General features: G+C 61.7%; 17 protein-coding genes. 9 read left to right on the top strand and 8 right to left on the bottom strand.

The genetic code is table 11. The features are described from left to right. Positions 1-366 precede the first annotated feature (366 nt). Together AB4Z25_RS20205 and AB4Z25_RS20200 are read left to right on the top strand one after the other, a co-directional pair. Positions 367-1,128, top strand: coding sequence for a hypothetical protein (locus AB4Z25_RS20205; RefSeq protein WP_112540522.1), 762 nt, complete (start codon positions 367-369; stop codon positions 1,126-1,128). Between the two features lie 393 nt (positions 1,129-1,521). Next, positions 1,522-2,661 (top strand): porin, encoded by a 1,140-nt coding sequence (locus tag AB4Z25_RS20200; RefSeq protein ID WP_112540523.1) that lies wholly within the window; start codon positions 1,522-1,524, stop codon positions 2,659-2,661. 128 nt (positions 2,662-2,789) lie between these two features. On the opposite strand, the gene AB4Z25_RS20195 is transcribed toward AB4Z25_RS20200, so the two are convergent. Next, a complete protein-coding gene (locus tag AB4Z25_RS20195; protein WP_162698831.1) occupies positions 2,790-3,425 on the bottom strand; it encodes a TetR/AcrR family transcriptional regulator in 636 nt (211 codons plus the stop codon). A gap of 221 nt (positions 3,426-3,646) precedes the next feature. Between AB4Z25_RS20195 and AB4Z25_RS20190 the strand changes: the two genes are divergently transcribed. Both AB4Z25_RS20190 and AB4Z25_RS20185 read left to right on the top strand, forming a co-directional pair. Next, the gene (locus AB4Z25_RS20190; RefSeq protein WP_112540525.1) at positions 3,647-4,222 is read left to right on the top strand and encodes a TetR/AcrR family transcriptional regulator; all 576 of its coding nucleotides are present in this window, start codon (positions 3,647-3,649) and stop codon (positions 4,220-4,222) included. A gap of 52 nt (positions 4,223-4,274) precedes the next feature. Then, the gene (locus tag AB4Z25_RS20185; RefSeq protein ID WP_112540526.1) at positions 4,275-4,634 is read left to right on the top strand and encodes a DUF1491 family protein; all 360 of its coding nucleotides are present in this window, start codon (positions 4,275-4,277) and stop codon (positions 4,632-4,634) included. Here AB4Z25_RS20185 and AB4Z25_RS20180 read toward each other — a convergent pair. After that, complete coding sequence (locus tag AB4Z25_RS20180; protein ID WP_442208848.1) at positions 4,631-5,662, bottom strand: DUF2336 domain-containing protein; 1,032 nt, start codon at positions 5,660-5,662, stop codon at positions 4,631-4,633. The genes AB4Z25_RS20185 and AB4Z25_RS20180 overlap by 4 nt on opposite strands. A gap of 243 nt (positions 5,663-5,905) precedes the next feature. Further along, positions 5,906-6,112 (bottom strand): hypothetical protein, encoded by a 207-nt coding sequence (locus AB4Z25_RS20175; protein WP_112390911.1) that lies wholly within the window; start codon positions 6,110-6,112, stop codon positions 5,906-5,908. Between the two features lie 523 nt (positions 6,113-6,635). Here AB4Z25_RS20175 and AB4Z25_RS20170 point away from each other — a divergent pair. Next, positions 6,636-6,806, top strand: a complete 171-nt coding sequence (locus AB4Z25_RS20170; RefSeq protein ID WP_310297669.1) for a hypothetical protein — start codon at positions 6,636-6,638, stop codon at positions 6,804-6,806. 5 nt (positions 6,807-6,811) lie between these two features. Here AB4Z25_RS20170 and AB4Z25_RS20165 read toward each other — a convergent pair whose 3' ends face one another. Then, entirely contained in the window at positions 6,812-7,363 is a 552-nt protein-coding gene (locus AB4Z25_RS20165) for a DUF1254 domain-containing protein (RefSeq protein ID WP_112540527.1), read from the bottom strand. Further along, entirely contained in the window at positions 7,356-7,943 is a 588-nt protein-coding gene (locus tag AB4Z25_RS20160) for a DUF1214 domain-containing protein (protein WP_112540528.1), read from the bottom strand. The genes AB4Z25_RS20165 and AB4Z25_RS20160 overlap by 8 nt, the downstream gene beginning before the upstream one ends. A gap of 137 nt (positions 7,944-8,080) precedes the next feature. On the opposite strand from AB4Z25_RS20160, the gene AB4Z25_RS20155 reads away from it, so the two are divergent. Further along, complete coding sequence (locus AB4Z25_RS20155; protein WP_112540529.1) at positions 8,081-8,365, top strand: type II toxin-antitoxin system RelE/ParE family toxin; 285 nt, start codon at positions 8,081-8,083, stop codon at positions 8,363-8,365. Further along, positions 8,337-8,657, top strand: a complete 321-nt coding sequence (locus AB4Z25_RS20150; protein ID WP_112540530.1) for a HigA family addiction module antitoxin — start codon at positions 8,337-8,339, stop codon at positions 8,655-8,657. Before AB4Z25_RS20155 ends, AB4Z25_RS20150 begins: the two co-directional genes overlap by 29 nt. Positions 8,658-8,865: 208 nt before the next feature. Here AB4Z25_RS20150 and AB4Z25_RS20145 read toward each other — a convergent pair whose 3' ends face one another. Beyond that, positions 8,866-11,004 (bottom strand): transglycosylase domain-containing protein, encoded by a 2,139-nt coding sequence (locus AB4Z25_RS20145; RefSeq protein ID WP_442208847.1) that lies wholly within the window; start codon positions 11,002-11,004, stop codon positions 8,866-8,868. 187 nt (positions 11,005-11,191) lie between these two features. On the opposite strand from AB4Z25_RS20145, the gene AB4Z25_RS20140 reads away from it, so the two are divergent. Then, positions 11,192-11,668, top strand: coding sequence for a YcgN family cysteine cluster protein (locus AB4Z25_RS20140; RefSeq protein WP_112390929.1), 477 nt, complete (start codon positions 11,192-11,194; stop codon positions 11,666-11,668). 23 nt (positions 11,669-11,691) lie between these two features. Here AB4Z25_RS20140 and ampC read toward each other — a convergent pair whose 3' ends face one another. Then, a complete protein-coding gene (ampC, locus tag AB4Z25_RS20135) occupies positions 11,692-12,843 on the bottom strand; it encodes a class C beta-lactamase (protein WP_162698835.1) in 1,152 nt (383 codons plus the stop codon). Positions 12,844-12,974: 131 nt separating this feature from the next. Further along, complete coding sequence (locus tag AB4Z25_RS20130; RefSeq protein ID WP_112540533.1) at positions 12,975-13,862, bottom strand: LysR family transcriptional regulator; 888 nt, start codon at positions 13,860-13,862, stop codon at positions 12,975-12,977. A 141-nt stretch (positions 13,863-14,003) separates the two neighbouring features. Between AB4Z25_RS20130 and AB4Z25_RS20125 the strand changes: the two genes are divergently transcribed. Further along, positions 14,004-15,446 carry an MFS transporter gene (locus AB4Z25_RS20125; protein WP_112540534.1) on the top strand — a complete coding sequence of 481 codons (1,443 nt, stop codon included), beginning with the start codon at positions 14,004-14,006 and terminating at the stop codon, positions 15,444-15,446. Positions 15,447-15,449 lie beyond the last annotated feature (3 nt).

Here is a 15,449-nt window from a genome sequence, read left to right as displayed (position 1 = left end):
AATGACAGATTGTCGCAGACTATGCGCGCAAAACTACTGGCGGGTGAGGGCGAAAGGCGATTTAAGTCGCTGTAAACATAGGAAAACAGGTAGAAGTCTAGCTCACGCCTATTGTTTCATAGGTCGCTGTATTAGCAACGAATTTATAATTCTCACAAAAATATGATATAAATACTCGGCTCGCTTGGTGCTATTCATCAAGTGCGACCGGGGGGCCAGTCAGGAGCAACGGACTGTGATTAAATTGTCACTTTCTCGCATCTGAAAGATACCAGTCGGATGGTATCTTTCTCTCGTCGCCACGCCGCGGGCATCCCCGCGCCCTCCTTGAACGGGACGGCGCCTTCCCCCGCCAGGATCAAACAAATGTTGCGCGAACCTTCCTATGGCGGGATGGGCGAACTGGACGGCTCCGACCGCGCCATGTATCGCTCCACCGCCTCTATCAATGATCTCGAAAATCCGCGGCTTTACAAAGCCCTCCACGATCATTTCGCGGCGGTGTATCCCGTCACGTCCAAAACCGGCGCATCCGAGTTCCATCTCGGCGGCGGCCAGTCCTTCCGTCTCCATCGCGGCGTAAACGATCTCAATTTCGAGATCACCTATTCGGAAATTTCCCGTTTTGCGGCGATCACCCGTTCGCTCAACTCCAGAACGAAGAAATACGCGAAAGACGGCCTGCAGTGGAGCACATCGCGCGTCGCCTCTCCCAAGCAGCTGCTCGCGCTGCCGCGTCCGCTCGACGAGCCGCGTTCGCCGGAAGACGTGCTGATGTCGATCTTCCATCTCGATCTCAATGATTCGGCGGAGACCGAACGGCGAATCACGACTTGCATCGCCGCGCTCTATCCGTCCGGTCCGCGCCTCGGCGGCGGTCAGCAGGGCAATGATGCGCAGATGACGATGTCCAATCTTGCCGACTGGCTGTCCTTCCAGGACGTGCGCCAGGTGCTGCAGGTCGATGACGCCGATCATGCCGCGACCATGCTCGTCTCGATGATGTTCGGCGGCTTTGCCTCGCGCATGAGCGCGGGTGAGGGCTTGCCCGACAGGGCCTCTCTCACAGGCTATCTGAAGAGCTGCATCCAGCTTTTCGTCCGTGGCTGCCGCCGTCACGACGCCTGATGATCTTCCAAACCGGCCGCCGCAGGCGCGGCCGGTTGAGCGTTGCTCCGCCACGGGATCGCCATTCTCCGGCCCGATTTCCTTCATCGGAGCCTCTGCTCTAGCGCCTTGCTTTTATTAATTATTTCTTAACGTGCCAGCCTGGTTATGCACAGCAGAACCGCCCCGGACCGCCAAAATGTGGTAAAAATGCCACGAGAAAAACTTCCGGGATAATTTTGGTACGAATACGTTTATTAAATAATTGACGACTCCGGGGCCTCCTGTTCATATCCAGCCCGTGACCGAAGCAAACGTTCGGAAACGCATGGCGGACTGAAATTTCAGGGGACCGCATCCATCGCGCTAAGCAAGAGCCAACCTTGGGGTTGGCCTCTGGAACGGAGACAGAAAATGAACATCAAGAGCCTCCTTCTCGGCTCCGCTGCTGCACTCGCAGTAGTATCCGGTGCACAGGCTGCCGACGCTATCGTCGCCGCCGAACCGGAAGCAGTAGAATACGTCAAGGTTTGCGACGCCTACGGCACCGGCTACTTCTACATCCCGGGCACGGAAACCTGCCTCAAGATCGCTGGTTATGTCCGTTTCGACGCCGGCTTCGGCTTCGGCGACGCATACGACAACAACGGCGGCCAGGATTGGGGTGATCACACCCGCGCTGAACTCTCGTTCGACACCAAGAGCGACACCGAATACGGCACGCTGACGGGCCGTATCGCCCTCCAGGCCAACGCCAACGGCGCAACGATCCCGGCTGGTGGCCTCACCGGCGGTGCGGCCACGACGCTCGGCAGTGAAGGCAACAGCACCATCATCGACGAAGCCTACCTGGAGCTCGGCGGCTTCCGCGCTGGTAAGTTCGCAAGCTGGTGGGACAACGACTTCACCGGTGAATCCGACAAGATGTCGAACAACACCAACTTCAATGCTGTTCGTTACACCTACGACGCTGGCGACTTCTACGCTGGTGTTGCTCTTGAAGAACTCGGTGGCATTTCCGGCCGCGACGCCTATGCCGATTTTGGTCTGGCTCCGACGGTTTCGCAGCTTGACAACAACAGCCTCGGCATCGACGCCTCGGTTGGCGGCAAGTTCGGTGCGTTCACTTGGCAGGTTTACGGTGGTTACAGCCAGCGTGAAGAAGAAGGCGCAGTCACCGCCCGTATGTCGGCTGACATCGGCCCCGGCACCCTCGAAGGCGCTGTCGTCTGGTCTTCTGGTCTGAACTCCGAAACCTTCACCAACAACTACGACCAGACGGGTGAATGGACCTTCGTTGCTGAATACCAGATCAAGGCAACCGACAAGCTGACCATCACTCCGGAAGTCCAGTACACCTCCAACATCGTTCCGGATGTTGACGGCAACTGGGATACCGGCCACATGTGGCGCGCTGGTGCAACCATGGACTACAAGATCGTCGACAACCTCTCGACCCGCGTTTCTGCGACTTACGTCAACGAAAACTACGGCAATGCAGGTGGTTCGGCTGATTGGGTTGAAGGCTTCTTCCGCCTGCAGCGCGACTTCTAATCACACGCTATAAGCCGATTAAGATTGACCTCCAAATCGGTTTCGAAAGGAGAGCCCGGGTTCCCACCGGGCTCTTCTCGTTTTTATGTGATGGGTATTGACTGAAGTGACGCGCCTGAGTGCTGCCGTTAAGGTCGAAGTCCGTTGGCGAAGATCTTCAGGCTGGAGCGCAGATAGGCCTTGGTGCGCTTGGCGCGGACATCGGGATCGGCGCCGCCGCGATCGATGCTGAGGCTGCCGAAGACGATGCCGATCAGCATCGTCGCCGCCGCATCCGCGTCGATGGCAATGATCAGTCCCTTGTCCGTCAACTGGCGCAGCCAGCTGGCAAGCTCGGCCCGGGCCATGTCGAAATCGAGCCGCAGCTGCGGCACGTATTCGGTGGCTTCCCAGGCGACTTCGATCAGGAAATACTGGCGCATGTTCGCCGGGCTCGGCGCTTCGTTTTCATCGACGAAGAACACACGGCCGAAAAGCTCGTCGAGAGCGATCCCGTCCGTGGCTTCGGGGAAGTAGAAAACAGAGCCTATCTTCGCCTTGATGGCAGCGGAAAGAAGATCGCCTTTGGCTTCGTAGAAATCGTAGAATGTCCGCTTGGAGATGCCGCATTTCGCCGCGATGATATCGACGGTTGTATTGGCATAGCCGAGCTCGATAAAGACGTCCGTGCCTGCCTCTATTATGTCGGCCTGCCGCTGGTCTAGATCGATGCTCTTCGGCCGCCCGCGAGGCCGCTTCTGCTTTTCGTCGGTGTTCGAGCTCACATTTCCCCTGCGCGCACGTGATATTTTCATCCCTGCGGCACTGATACATGAAGAGCTGCGGCGGGTACAGCGACTTCAATGTCGCGATTATGTTACAGGCTGTTGACAGGCTGCGGGAAAATCGCAGCATCGAAAATCGTTGCACGCCAAAGGCCAGATGCTAAGCTTGCCGCAGGGAAAACAAGGGAGCAACGCATGATTGTCTCCTCGCCGGGGACAGCATGGAAAGCCCGTACAGACGCCGCAAGCAGCCTGAGCTCGTCAGGCGCAATCTGCTCGATGAAGCGCGCAAGCTTGCCGTCGAGGAAGGCCTCGCCTCGGTGACGATGCAGGCCGTTTCCGAGGCCGCCGGCGTCACCAAGGGCGGCTGCATTCACCACTTTCCAAGCAAGAAGGACCTGATCGAGGCCGTCTTCGACGAGCTGTTGCAGGCGATCGACGAGGATATCGAGGCACGTATCGCCAGCGACCCCGAACCCTACGGCTCCTTCACCCGCGCCTATATCAACTCGGTCTTCGACAAGAACGAGCGGACGAATGGCGGCCACTGGGCGCCGCTGACCATTTCGGCGCTGACCGACCCCCATCTGCGCACCCTGGTGGCTGATTGGGCCAATGCCCGCGCCGAGCGCCACAGCGCCACCGATGGCGACATGCATCTGCGCATCGCCCGCTTTGCCGCCGATGGCATCTGGCTCGCCAATCTCTACCATGTCGATATTGCCGATGCCGAAAAGATCAAGGCGGATCTCCTGGCCGTGACCGAAAGGCCGCGGGTTTCCCTGGCAAGGGCCTAGAGCCGGCGGAGCAGCTCTGGCGCCGCCGCCGCCATCCGCCTATAGAACGTCCATGAGACTTCGCACCGACATTTTCGTTTCCGCGCTGCTGCGCCGCGTCTTCGCCATGGGGGATTTCGCCGCCGTGGAGAAGAAGGGCGCCGAGGAAGCCGGTGCGATCTTCATCCGCCAGCATTTCCGCGATGGGCTGGAAACGCTTTTCGGCCCGGCGCCGCAAAGCTTTTTCGATGAGGAAGACAACGGTGACCGGCTGTTCGAGATCCGCATGGAGCGGCAGGAGCCGGAGATGGTCAGGGAGCTGCTGGAGCGCGAACGCAAGTTCGATCCGGATCTCTGGATCGTTGAGCTCGAGACCGGCGATGCGGCAGCGCTGCTGACGCTGGCAGCAGAGAAGAAGAAAAGCCCGTTCTAGCGGCGGCCGACCGTCTTCAGCTCGCGGGCAGGCGGCACTTTGCGCTCCGCAACCGCCGGCTCCGCCTGGCCGTCGCGTTCCGGCATGTAGGTGTAGCTGTCGGCACGGCGCCACGCCTCGACCCGTTCGTGGCATTCCTCCGCATCGAGCGCATCCAGCACCATCCAGGCGCGGGTGACGCTGTGCTGCGGCTCGGCCAGATGCGGATAAAGCTTTTCCAGCACGAAGACGGCATCGAGAAAGCCCATGCCCAGGCTCATAAGCGTCGTTGCCAGCTGCTGGCCGGAGAGGTCGAGCATGATGCGCTCGGCAAGCCAGCGGCTGGCAGACAGCGCATCGGCAAGCGTGCTGGCAAAATGGCTGGCCTCGCGGGAGCGGGCGAAGCGCACGAGCAGCGCTTCCTGGATATCGGAAATCGTCCTGAGACCGAGCCGGTCGTCATCCTTGCGGCCGAGATGGCTGGCAAGCCCGCGGATCTTCTGGCGCATCGCCTCTTCGTTGGCGAGGCGCTCGGCAAAATCGGGATCGACAGCAGGCTCTTCGATAACAGGAACAGCGGCAGCGATCGGAGCGGCTGTCTCTGCGGCCGGCAATTCGGCGGGTGCGGGGCGGGCGGTCGCCTGGCGCAGCGCCACCAGCGCATCGATCACCTTCGGCGAAAGATTGTCACGGCTGACGATGGCGCGGATATGGGCGGTGCCCTGCGTGCGGGCGATCATGATCAGCGTATCGTCGCTGATCGCCTGCGAGGCGGTGAGAAAGGGGGCTGCGACCGATATCGGCTGATTGCCGATGAACAGGGCAACTGCCTGCGGGATTACGATGCATTGCGACAGGGCGGCAACGGCCTGGCGGCGCGCCTCCTCGGAGGAGGCCTGGAAGAGGGGCGTGAAGAGTTCTGCAAACTGGCGCAGCTCGGATCGCGTCGGATGCGCCAATCCCTCGAAGCTGCTGACAGTCGCCATCAATACCACGTCCTTCTTTCGAATGGCCATCGGCCCTTCTAGGTCTCTAAACCGGTCACGCACAAGAATACCCCGGAAACGCCGATACTGAGGGATCGAATGCGCCGGTTGGACGGAGACCGGACCCATACGAATATGAATAAATCCTACATCGGCAGGGTTAATGCTTGCTGAAGATTTTAATCAAATGCCACACAATAATACACGTAGCGCGTGCGCCGGTATAGGTAGCCGACAAACGAAAAGCGCCCCGCTGATACGAGGCGCCGAGCGTTGTCCGGATTGCTCCGGAAGTGTTTTGGAACGTTAAAGTCCCTTGTGGGAGCGCAAGGCCATCAACAGCTTTTCGCCGTTATCATGACCCGACTGATAGAGGTCGAGCGCTGCCGAAGCGGCAAAATGTGCTTCGGGACTTTTGATGTCGAGACGCTTCTCCGAGCACCACGCGTCGAGTGCGCCGCGCAGCACGTCCAGATCTTCGGGAGAGAATGTCGCATTCACGAATAAAGACATGAATTGCCCTCCGTGTCCTGCGGCAAGAGCGTATATTGTCTCTCAAGCGGTCATCGCCGTTAAACCTTTGACCGATGGACGGACCATACGCCCATTCAGGGCGACTGCAATTAATATTTTCATGACGTAAATCGGCAACACATCCTTATGACGTAAAGGTGATCGGCGCGCTTTTCGTAAGGTCCTGAATTTATGCGTCTTTCCTAATTAAATCTGACTTATTGCCATGTGAAACTAAAAGCCAGCTCGCCGCGTTTATTGAACGGCCTTACAACAAGGCTTCGCAGTGCTGAAATATTAGGAAACTGTTAACTATCCTATGTCTCAATTCGGACAGGAACAGCGCGGTTCGAAGGTTCGGCCGTCAAGATTCCACATCACGGATATCCGCAAAGGTGCCGTGAGAAAGGCGCGAATGCCCGGAGATGCCGGCAACGGTATTGAAGGACGCGCTGGCCCGCGCAGGCGGGCAGGGTGAAATCCGCTTAGCTTCATCCGTCTCGGGCAGTGCATGGAGACGAGAATGGCCACCATAGTCGCATTGGCTGACCGGCGCTCGCAACAGCCGCGCCGCAAGGACCAGGAGCCCGTCGAGGCTCAGATATTGCTGTTCACCGGGGTCCGCTACGAGCGGCTCACCGACGCGCCGAAACCCCGTCCGGTGCCACGCGCGCCGCGTGTGAAGAGCAAGTAGAGATATCAATTGCCGCTGGCGTAGGTTTCGCAGCCCGCCTCGGTCAGAAAGTTCTTTGCCGCGTTGTCGAAGCTTGCCTGCGGGGCAAGCGTGCGCAGCACCGCGTAACCTTCGCTATGGGTCATCTCCACCAGGATGGTCTGCTGCAGATCGGCAGGCAAAGCCTTGCGCAGCTCCGTCAGCTTGATCGGGCTTGCCGCCAGCACATCCAGCGCCCCGCCCACCGACGTCCTGTCATTCATGCTGAACACCTCGTTCGAGGCGCCGTCATAAACGGCGATCGACCAGAAGGGCACGCTGCCCTTGGCGGTGAAGCGCACCGGGCCGTCTTCCAGATCGAAGGAGCAGACGGCGGTGCGCACGAAGGGATCGCTGTTCGACAGCCCGGCATCGTCATAGGTCGATGACAGCAGATAGAAATTGTTCGGATCGCCTTCGGCAATCACCCGCGTCTCGGCATCCTTGCCGGTGAAATGCGGCAGCGCCAGGATGATGACCAGATGCAGCAGGGCGGCGCCGAACAGGCCGGTGATGATGGCAAAGACGATCCTAAGCATTGCCGCACCCGGTCTTCTCGAGCTTCGGCATCGCCAGATCGATAACCCCGGAGCTTCCGGCCGTCGGTGTGTCGAACAATGTCAGCACCAGCCGGAAGGTGCCGGCCGCCGGAAGCGCCAGCCAGTTGCCGGGCCGGGCGCTGGCGGAAACGTCGATGACGAAGCTGCTGTCGGTCTGGCGCAGAACGGTCCAGGAATTCAGCGCGCCGGGCAGGCCGGGGCGAACCGAGGCGGGATTGCCGCTATTGTCTGATGTATAGAGCGTCCAGAGCCGTGCTGCCGGCGTCTGCCCGCTGATCCGGTAGCTGCATCCGGCATTCAGCCGGTCGCCATGGTCATCGACACCAGCCGTGAATGTCAGCCCCTCGGCGCTGCCATAAAGCAGCTTCCCGGCGCGCGCCCGGTGCGATTTCGCGTAAGGATCGGCATCGGCAGTCTGCAGCTCCGGAAAGGCTTCCCAAGCGCCAAGCTTGATGGCGCCGAACCCCTGCGTCACATCCAGCGCATACCGCGAAACCATGATCCCGCCGCCGAAAGCGACGATCAGCGTAATCGCGATAAATAGCGGGAATCGAAACACTGCCGGCCCTTGAGATCAAATCAGATGAAAGGGTTAGCACTGATTCTGGCGGGGTGGAATGGTGGAGGTCGTGGTCTTAGCCACTCAACGGGGCATAACGCATTGCGTTATATAACGCTATGCGTTATGTTTGTCGGATGATCAGAAGCTTTGCCGACGCTGAAACCGAAGGAATCTGGGGCGGCGAGCGCAGCCGGAAACTGCCCGCGGATATCCAGCCGGTCGCCTTGCGGAAGTTGCGTCTCATCAACAGCGCGAAGGCGCTGGATGACCTCCGCATCCCGCCCGGAAACCGCCTCGAAGCGCTGAAAGGCAACAGGCGCGGGCAATATTCCATTCGCATAAACGACCAGTGGCGCATCTGCTTCCGCTGGCAGGAAGGAGCGGTACATAATGTCGAAATCGTCGACTACCATGGATGAGGCAGGGCTTCTCCCCAACCCGCATCCCGGCGAGATCCTGCTGGAGGACTTCCTGAAGCCGATGGAGATCAGCCAGAACGCATTGGCGCGCGCCATTCACGTGCCGCCACGGCGGATCAACGAGATCGTTCTGGGGAAGCGCACCGTGACGGCGGACACGGACCTGCGTCTGGCCCGCTATTTCGGTCTCTCCGAAGGCTTCTTCCTGGGCTTGCAGACCGACTACGACCTGATGGAGCGCAGACGGGAGATTGGTGCTGACCTGTCTTCGATCATGCCGCATGCGGCCTGAGGATTTGCAGGATAGGAAATCTGGTGCCTGCGGCCCCCTCATCCGCCCTTCGGGCGCCTTCTCCCCAAGCGGAGAAGGGAAAAGGAGTTTGCGGCTTGCCCGACTTCCCCTCTACCCTCGGGGCGAGGGCAGGGTGAGGGGCTCCAGGCGCCGTAAGTCTTTATAGATTCTGAGAAAATTGGCAGACACGTCTAGCGCTCCACCCCAATCACTCCACACTCGCCACCTTCTGCGCTTCCAGCGGCGCTGCGTCCTTCAGCTTCTCGCCGAGGTCCTTGAGGATCTTCGTGCTTTCGGCTGACAGCATGCGCGGGCGCACCAGCTGGGGGATGCCGTCGGCGGGTTTGGCGGCGGCGGTTTTGGCGGCGTCCTTGGGGGAGGGTAGCGGGTTTTCGATGCCGGGGATCGGGCGCAGCACGACGCCCTGGTGGGCGTAGTCCATGGCGCGCTTGAAGGTCATGGCGGGCAGCGAGCCGCCGGTCATGTTGTTGGTCGAGGTATAGTCGTCGTTGCCGAACCAGACGGCGGTCGTGTAATTGCCGGTGAAGCCGACGAACCAGGCGTCGCGATAGGCCTGGGTCGTCCCCGTCTTGCCGGCGGTGACGATGCCGTTGTCGAGGGCGGCCTTGCGGGCGGTGCCGACATAGGGGATGCGGCTCAGCATCTGGTTCATTTCGTCATCGGCCTTTTCGGACAGCACCCGCTTGGCCGGCGGCTCGTCGCGGTCGAAGTCGTAGAGCACGTCGCCGTCGTAATCGAGGATCTGGGTGATGCCGTGGCGCCGCGACTGATAGCCGCCCGCCGGGAAGACTGCATAAGCCGTCGCCTGGTCGAGGACGGTGACTTCGGAGGTGCCGATCGGGATCGTCACGTCGTCACGCACCGGCGATTCCACGCCCATCGCTTTCGCCATGGCGCGGATCGGCTGGATGCCGAGCTTTTCCTTGGCGAGACGCACGGGAATGGTGTTGATCGACTGGGCGATCGCCGTTTCCAGCGTCACGCGCCCGGCATAGCGGTTTTCGTAATTGTGCGGGCTCCAGTTGCCCCAGGAGATCGGCGCGTCGATGATCGTCGTCTTCGGCGTCATGCCGCTCTCCATGGCCACCGAATAGGTGTAGACCTTGAAGGACGAGCCCGGCTGGCGCAGCGCCTTGGTGGCGCGGTTAAACTGGCTTTCGCCATAATCCCGGCCGCCGACCATGGCGCGCACCGCACCGCCGTTTTCGATCATCACCATCGCGCCCTGCTTGGCGTGATAGCTCTCGCCATATTCGCGCAGCGACGTCTCGACCGAATCCTCGGCCGCCTGCTGGATGCCCATGTCGATGGTGGTGCGGACCACGAGCGAATGCTGGTGGAAGCGCGAGGCCAGCCGCTGCACCTCGTCGAAGGCCCAGTCGAGGAAGAAGTCGGGCGCCTCCTGCTCGTTGCGGTCGATGGCGGTGGCCGGATTGCGCCGCGCGGCGATCACCTGTCCCTCGGTCATCAACCCGCTCTGGACGAGATTGGTGAGCACCTCGTTGGCACGGGCGCGCGCCGCCGGAAGATTGACATGCGGGGCATATTTCGCCGGCGCCTTGAAGAGACCGGCGAGCATGGCGCTTTCGGCCAGGTTCACATCGGTGATGCTCTTGCCGAAATAGAATTGCGAGGCCGCCGCCGCACCGAACGTGCCGCCGCCCATATAGGCGCGGTCGAGATAGGTGGAGAGGATTTCCTTCTTGGAGAGATTGGCCTCCAGCCACAGCGCCAGGAAGGCTTCGGTGATCTTGCGGTCGATCGAGCGCTCGTTGGAGAGAAACAGGTTCTTCGCCAGCTGCTGCGTCAGCGTCGAGCCGCCCTGGACGACTTCGCCGGCCTGCGCATTGGTGACCAGCGCCCGGAACAGGCCGATGACGTCGATGCCGAAATGGTCGAAGAAGCGGCGGTCTTCGGTCGCCAGCACCGATTTGATCAGGCTGTCGGGCAGCTCGTCGATCGGAACCGAGTTCTGGTGGATGACGCCGCGATGGCCGATGACATTGCCGTAGCGGTCGGTGAAGGTGACGGCGAAATCGCCGCGATTGCGCCAGTCTTCCTTGGTCGCCTCGAAGGCGGGCTGGGCCAGCGCCAGCATCAAGACGGCGCCGACGGAGCCGAGCGTCAAGCCTTCGCCGCCGAGTTCGAAGACGATGCGCTTCCAGCCGCGAACGCGGAAGCGGCGGAAGAAGATGGTGATGTCTTCCCAGATTTCGGCAGAGCGGAAACCGGCGTTCCAGACCGTCGAATCGATCCAGGAATCGATCTTCAGCAGAAGGTGCCTGCTCTTCTTCGGCTTCTTTTCCGGAGTATCAGGATCCTGCACGTTCTTCACTTCCCGCCCGATCGCGCTTGACGGCTGGCCCCCCAGGCGTCAGAGCAACAGCCTCATTCGGCATTGCGCTCTTCGATAAACGAAGCATGCTGAATGTTTGATTGATTTGCCCGGTGATAACAAGAGACGCAGTCTGCCTCACGCGAATTTGCGGGGCCGCTGTTGCAGAAACGAAATGATGGAAGACACACCCTTCTGGAAGCGCAAGACGCTGCCCGAGATGACGAAGGCAGAATGGGAAAGCATCTGCGATGGATGCGGGCTCTGTTGTCTGAACAAGCTCGAGGAGTGGGACTCGGGCGACATCTACTTCACCTCGGTTGCCTGCAAGCTGCTGGATGGCGAGAGCTGTCGGTGCTCGAACTACGAGAAGCGCTGGGATTTCGTGCCCGATTGCGTGCAGCTGACCAAGGAAAACGTTCCTGAGATCGCCTGGCTGCCGCCGACCTGCGGCTACCGGCTGATCAATGAGGGCGAGGACCTCTACTGGTGGCACCCGCTGGTTTCGGGCGACCCCGAAACCGTGCACCAGGCCGGCATTTCCGCCAGGGGACGGACGATCAGCGAGACGGAGATCGACCCCGAGGCGCTGGAGGATTACGTGGTCGACTGGCCGCTGACGGTGGGCAACGACGCGAAGGAGCGGCCGGAATAGGGGCCGCGCCTCGCACTGCTTTTTTACTTGGCCGTATAAGGCTTTAGCGCTTCAAGCATTTTCAGCCCCGCTTCTGCGCGCGCCGTGTTGGGATAGTTGCGGTTGGCGATCACCACGAGCGCCGTCCGGGTCTTGGGGACCAGCATAATATAGGTGCCGAAGCCGTTGGTTGCGCCTGTCTTGTTGAGCAGGACAGCGTTTTGGGGCTCAAGCGGCTTTGCCAGTTGCTTCACCGGCTGGCTGTTCATGACCATCTCAGGGGCATTGCCTGCCAAGAGACGGTCGAGCTTCACCGGCCACGGATACTGTTCCCAGATCATGTCCTGCGTGAACGAGGCGGTTTCGAAATAGCCGGTATGGGTCTTGCGGATCGCCGCGGCGAGATCAGGGGCGAGGGCGGCCTGATCAAGGTTCAGTTCGAGCATGTGCAGCATGTCGCGCGGCGTCGATTTGATGCCGTAGGCTTCCTCTTCGAGAACGCCCGGGTTGACGCGGATCGGGCGGTTATCCTTGGAGTAGCCGAAGGCGTAGCGGTCTGCGGCGGCTTCTGGAACAGAGATGAAGGTGCTCTTCAGGCCGAGCGCCGGGAAGAGGTCTTTCTCCGCGGCCGCGCGATAGCTGCCTTCGAGGCGCTGGCCGGCGATGCGGCCGAGCAGGCCGATGCTGACATTCGAATAGGAGCGCATCGTGCCCGGCTTGTAGGGCGGTTTCCAGCTCTTGAGATAGGCCGTCAGTTCCGCGTCGTTGGTGACGCTGTCAGGAACCTGCAGCGGCAGGCCGCCTGATGTGTGGGTGGCGAGATTGACGAGGGTGATCTTGTCGAAGGCGCTGCCCTTTAGTTCCGGCAGATAGGTGGAAACAGGTTGCGAAAGCGAAATGACACCGCGCTGTTCGGCGAGCGCTGCCAGCGTCACATTAAAAATTTTGCTGACTGAGCCGAGCTCGAAGATCGTATCCGGCGTGACTGGCGTCTTCGCTTCGCGCGAGGCCTCGCCATAGCTGTAATAGAACTGCTTTCCGTTGACCGAAATGCCGATGGCGAGCCCCGGAATATCAAATTGCTTGATGATGGGCTGGAAAGCGTCGTCTGCCAGCGCCTGAAAGGCTTTGTCCGTCAATTCCGCGGCATGAAGCGGGGTTGCCGATAGGGAAAGTGCAATAACGCAGTGTCTCATATTCACGGGGCGGCTCCTTGATATGCGCCGGCAAAATGGGCCGGCACGCGGTCGATAACGCGGCCGGGCGCATCGTCACAAACGATAAGAACTCGCAGGAGACCCTAGATAAATTTGGGCATGGGTCCCCGTCAGGCGCAGATCTCGCGAACGCAGCCGCGCAGCCAGCGATGCGCCGGATCGGCATCCATCCTGGGATGCCAGAGCAGCGAGATGGTGATCTCCGGCGCGGCGAAGGGAAGCGCGAAGCTGTGGAGACCGGCGCGCAGGTTGCCAGTATAGCGCTCGGGCACGCTGGCGATCAGGTCCGAGGCGCGCGCCAGCGCCAGCGCTTCGGAAAAGCTGCCGACGGCGGTGACGATCTCCCGTGCCAGCCCGATCGCCCGGAGGGCCGTATCGACGGGTCCGCCCTCCAGCCCGCGGCGGGAAATCTGGATATGGCGGCCTCCGGCATAGCGGGCGGCGGTCATCGCACCTTTCGAAAGCGGGTGGTCCGCCCCGACGACGCCGATGAAGCGATCGTGAAACAATGCCTGGGCGCGGATTTCCGGGCCGGTCGTCTCGCCGATGACGCCGGTTTCGAGATCGGCTTCGCCATCGCGCAGGGAGGCGCTGTCCTTGTCCTGCTTCGGCAGGAAGCGCAGCCGGACGCCGGGCGCGCGCTCTGCGGCGAGGCGGATCAGGGCCGGGCCGAAATTCTCGACGAAACCATCGCGGTTGCGCAGCACGAAGGTGCGCTTGAGCTGCGACAGGTCGAAGGCTTCGGCCGGCCGCAGCAGCGTCTCGGCCTCTTCACGCAGATGGCTGACCCGCTCGCGCAGCTCGAGCGCCCGCGGCGTCGGCACCAGACCGCGCCCGGCGCGCACGAGAAGCGGATCGCCGACGGTTTCGCGAAGCCGCGCCAGCGCCCGGCTCATCGCCGAAGGGCTGAGCCGCAGGCGCCGGGCGGCGCGCGCCACGCTGCCTTCGGCCAGCAGAACATCGAGCGTATAGAGGAGGTTGAGATCGGGCTTGGTCATGGTGCCTCCGGTTGGCGATCGCGATGATATGGCGTTCTATGCACGAATGAAATGCAAATGATGCGTATTCCGCCATATCTCCGGTGGCGCTAGGCTTCTCTCGGCTCCTCTTCAGGAGCATTTGAGAACGGAGTGCTTTGCATGACCATCCCCCTTCGACCCACCACCTCCGATGTGGCGCCAATCGCTGCGGCGCCGGTGCGGGGAGCGCTGGCGAGCCTGTCGCTCGCGCTGCTTCTTTCCTCGCTCGGCACCAGCATTGCCAATGTCGGTCTGCCGGTGCTGGCGCAGGCGTTTTCAGCCAGTTTCCAGCAGGTTCAGTGGGTGGTGATCGCCTATTTGCTGGCGATGACGGCGCTGATCGTCAGCGCCGGACGGCTCGGCGACCTGATCGGGCGGCGCCGCCTGCTGATGGCGGGTATCCTGCTTTCCACCGCGGCATCGGCGCTTTGCGGACTGGCGCCGGCGCTCTGGGTTCTGATCGCCGCCCGCACGCTGCAGGGGCTGGGCGCAGCGGTGATGATGGCGCTTGCCATTGCCATGGTGGGCGAGGCGGTGCCGAAGGAAAAGACCGGCCGGGCGATGGGGCTGCTCGGGACCATGTCGGCGATCGGGACGGCGCTCGGTCCTTCGCTCGGCGGTGTGCTGATTGCGCTGGCCGGCTGGCGGGCGATCTTCCTCGTCACCGTGCCGCTCGGTTTGCTGGCCTTCCTGCTCGCCCGCCATTGCCTGCGGGACGGGGAGAAAAGCAATCCGGCGCCGCGCCAGGGCTTCGATCTGGCCGGTACGCTGCTTCTGGCACTGGTACTGGTTGCCTATGCACTGGCGATGACCATCGGCCGCGGCAGCTTCGGCATGTTGCAGGCCGGGCTGCTGGCGGCGGCCGCGGCTGGAACGGGTGCGTTCCTGTTGGCCGAAGCGAGGGTGAAGTCGCCGCTGTTTCGGCCAGTGATGCTGCGCGATCCGGTGCTGGCGCCCAGCCTTGCGATCAATCTCTGCGTGGCGACGGTGATGATGACGACGCTGGTGGTCGGGCCGTTCTACCTGTCGCGCGGCCTGGGGCTCGATACGGCGATGACGGGGGCGGTCATGTCGATCGGCCCGCTGATCTCGACGGTGAGCGGCGTTCTGGGCGGGCGGATCGTCGACCGCCTTGGTGCCGGAAACATGGTGATAGCAGGGTTGGCGGCGATGGCAGCCGGGGCACTGGCGCTCTGCGCTCTGCCGGGTCTTGCCGGCTACATTGCCGGGATCGCGGTGCTGACGCCGGGCTATCAGCTGTTTCAGGCGGCCAACAACACGATGGTGATGACCGGTGTGGCAGCGGGGCAGCGTGGCGTCATCTCCGGCATGCTGGGTCTCTCGCGCAATCTCGGCCTGATCACCGGCGCATCGGTGATGGGGGCGATCTTTGCCGCAGCGCTTGGCGGTGCGGATGCCGCGGCGGCGGCGCCCGATGTCATTGCAACAGGCATGCGGCTGACATTTGCCGTCGCGGCAGGCCTGATCATCGCCGCCATCGCCATTGCCGGAGTGGCCCGGTTTGCCGACGCGCGGCGTGCCGATGCCGCAGGCGAGATGTGACGA

Origin of the sequence: Rhizobium sp. RAF36 (assembly GCF_052114105.1) — a bacterium.
In the GTDB taxonomy this organism is placed as follows: domain Bacteria; phylum Pseudomonadota; class Alphaproteobacteria; order Rhizobiales; family Rhizobiaceae; genus Rhizobium.
This window is presented reverse-complemented; position numbering and strand designations above follow the sequence as displayed.

Bases quoted from the DNA above. Each gene is read 5' to 3' on its own strand.
- AB4Z25_RS20205 (WP_112540522.1), top strand. From the start codon at position 367: ATGTTGCGCGAACCTTCCTATGGCGGGATGGGCGAACTGGACGGCTCC.
- AB4Z25_RS20200 (WP_112540523.1), top strand. From the start codon at position 1,522: ATGAACATCAAGAGCCTCCTTCTCGGCTCCGCTGCTGCACTCGCAGTA.
- AB4Z25_RS20190 (WP_112540525.1), top strand. From the start codon at position 3,647: ATGGAAAGCCCGTACAGACGCCGCAAGCAGCCTGAGCTCGTCAGGCGC.
- AB4Z25_RS20185 (WP_112540526.1), top strand. From the start codon at position 4,275: ATGAGACTTCGCACCGACATTTTCGTTTCCGCGCTGCTGCGCCGCGTC.
- AB4Z25_RS20175 (WP_112390911.1), bottom strand. From the start codon at position 6,112: ATGTCTTTATTCGTGAATGCGACATTCTCTCCCGAAGATCTGGACGTG.
- AB4Z25_RS20170 (WP_310297669.1), top strand. From the start codon at position 6,636: ATGGCCACCATAGTCGCATTGGCTGACCGGCGCTCGCAACAGCCGCGC.
- AB4Z25_RS20165 (WP_112540527.1), bottom strand. From the start codon at position 7,363: ATGCTTAGGATCGTCTTTGCCATCATCACCGGCCTGTTCGGCGCCGCC.
- AB4Z25_RS20155 (WP_112540529.1), top strand. From the start codon at position 8,081: ATGATCAGAAGCTTTGCCGACGCTGAAACCGAAGGAATCTGGGGCGGC.
- AB4Z25_RS20150 (WP_112540530.1), top strand. From the start codon at position 8,337: ATGTCGAAATCGTCGACTACCATGGATGAGGCAGGGCTTCTCCCCAAC.
- AB4Z25_RS20140 (WP_112390929.1), top strand. From the start codon at position 11,192: ATGGAAGACACACCCTTCTGGAAGCGCAAGACGCTGCCCGAGATGACG.
- ampC (WP_162698835.1), bottom strand. From the start codon at position 12,843: ATGAGACACTGCGTTATTGCACTTTCCCTATCGGCAACCCCGCTTCAT.
- AB4Z25_RS20130 (WP_112540533.1), bottom strand. From the start codon at position 13,862: ATGACCAAGCCCGATCTCAACCTCCTCTATACGCTCGATGTTCTGCTG.
- AB4Z25_RS20125 (WP_112540534.1), top strand. From the start codon at position 14,004: ATGACCATCCCCCTTCGACCCACCACCTCCGATGTGGCGCCAATCGCT.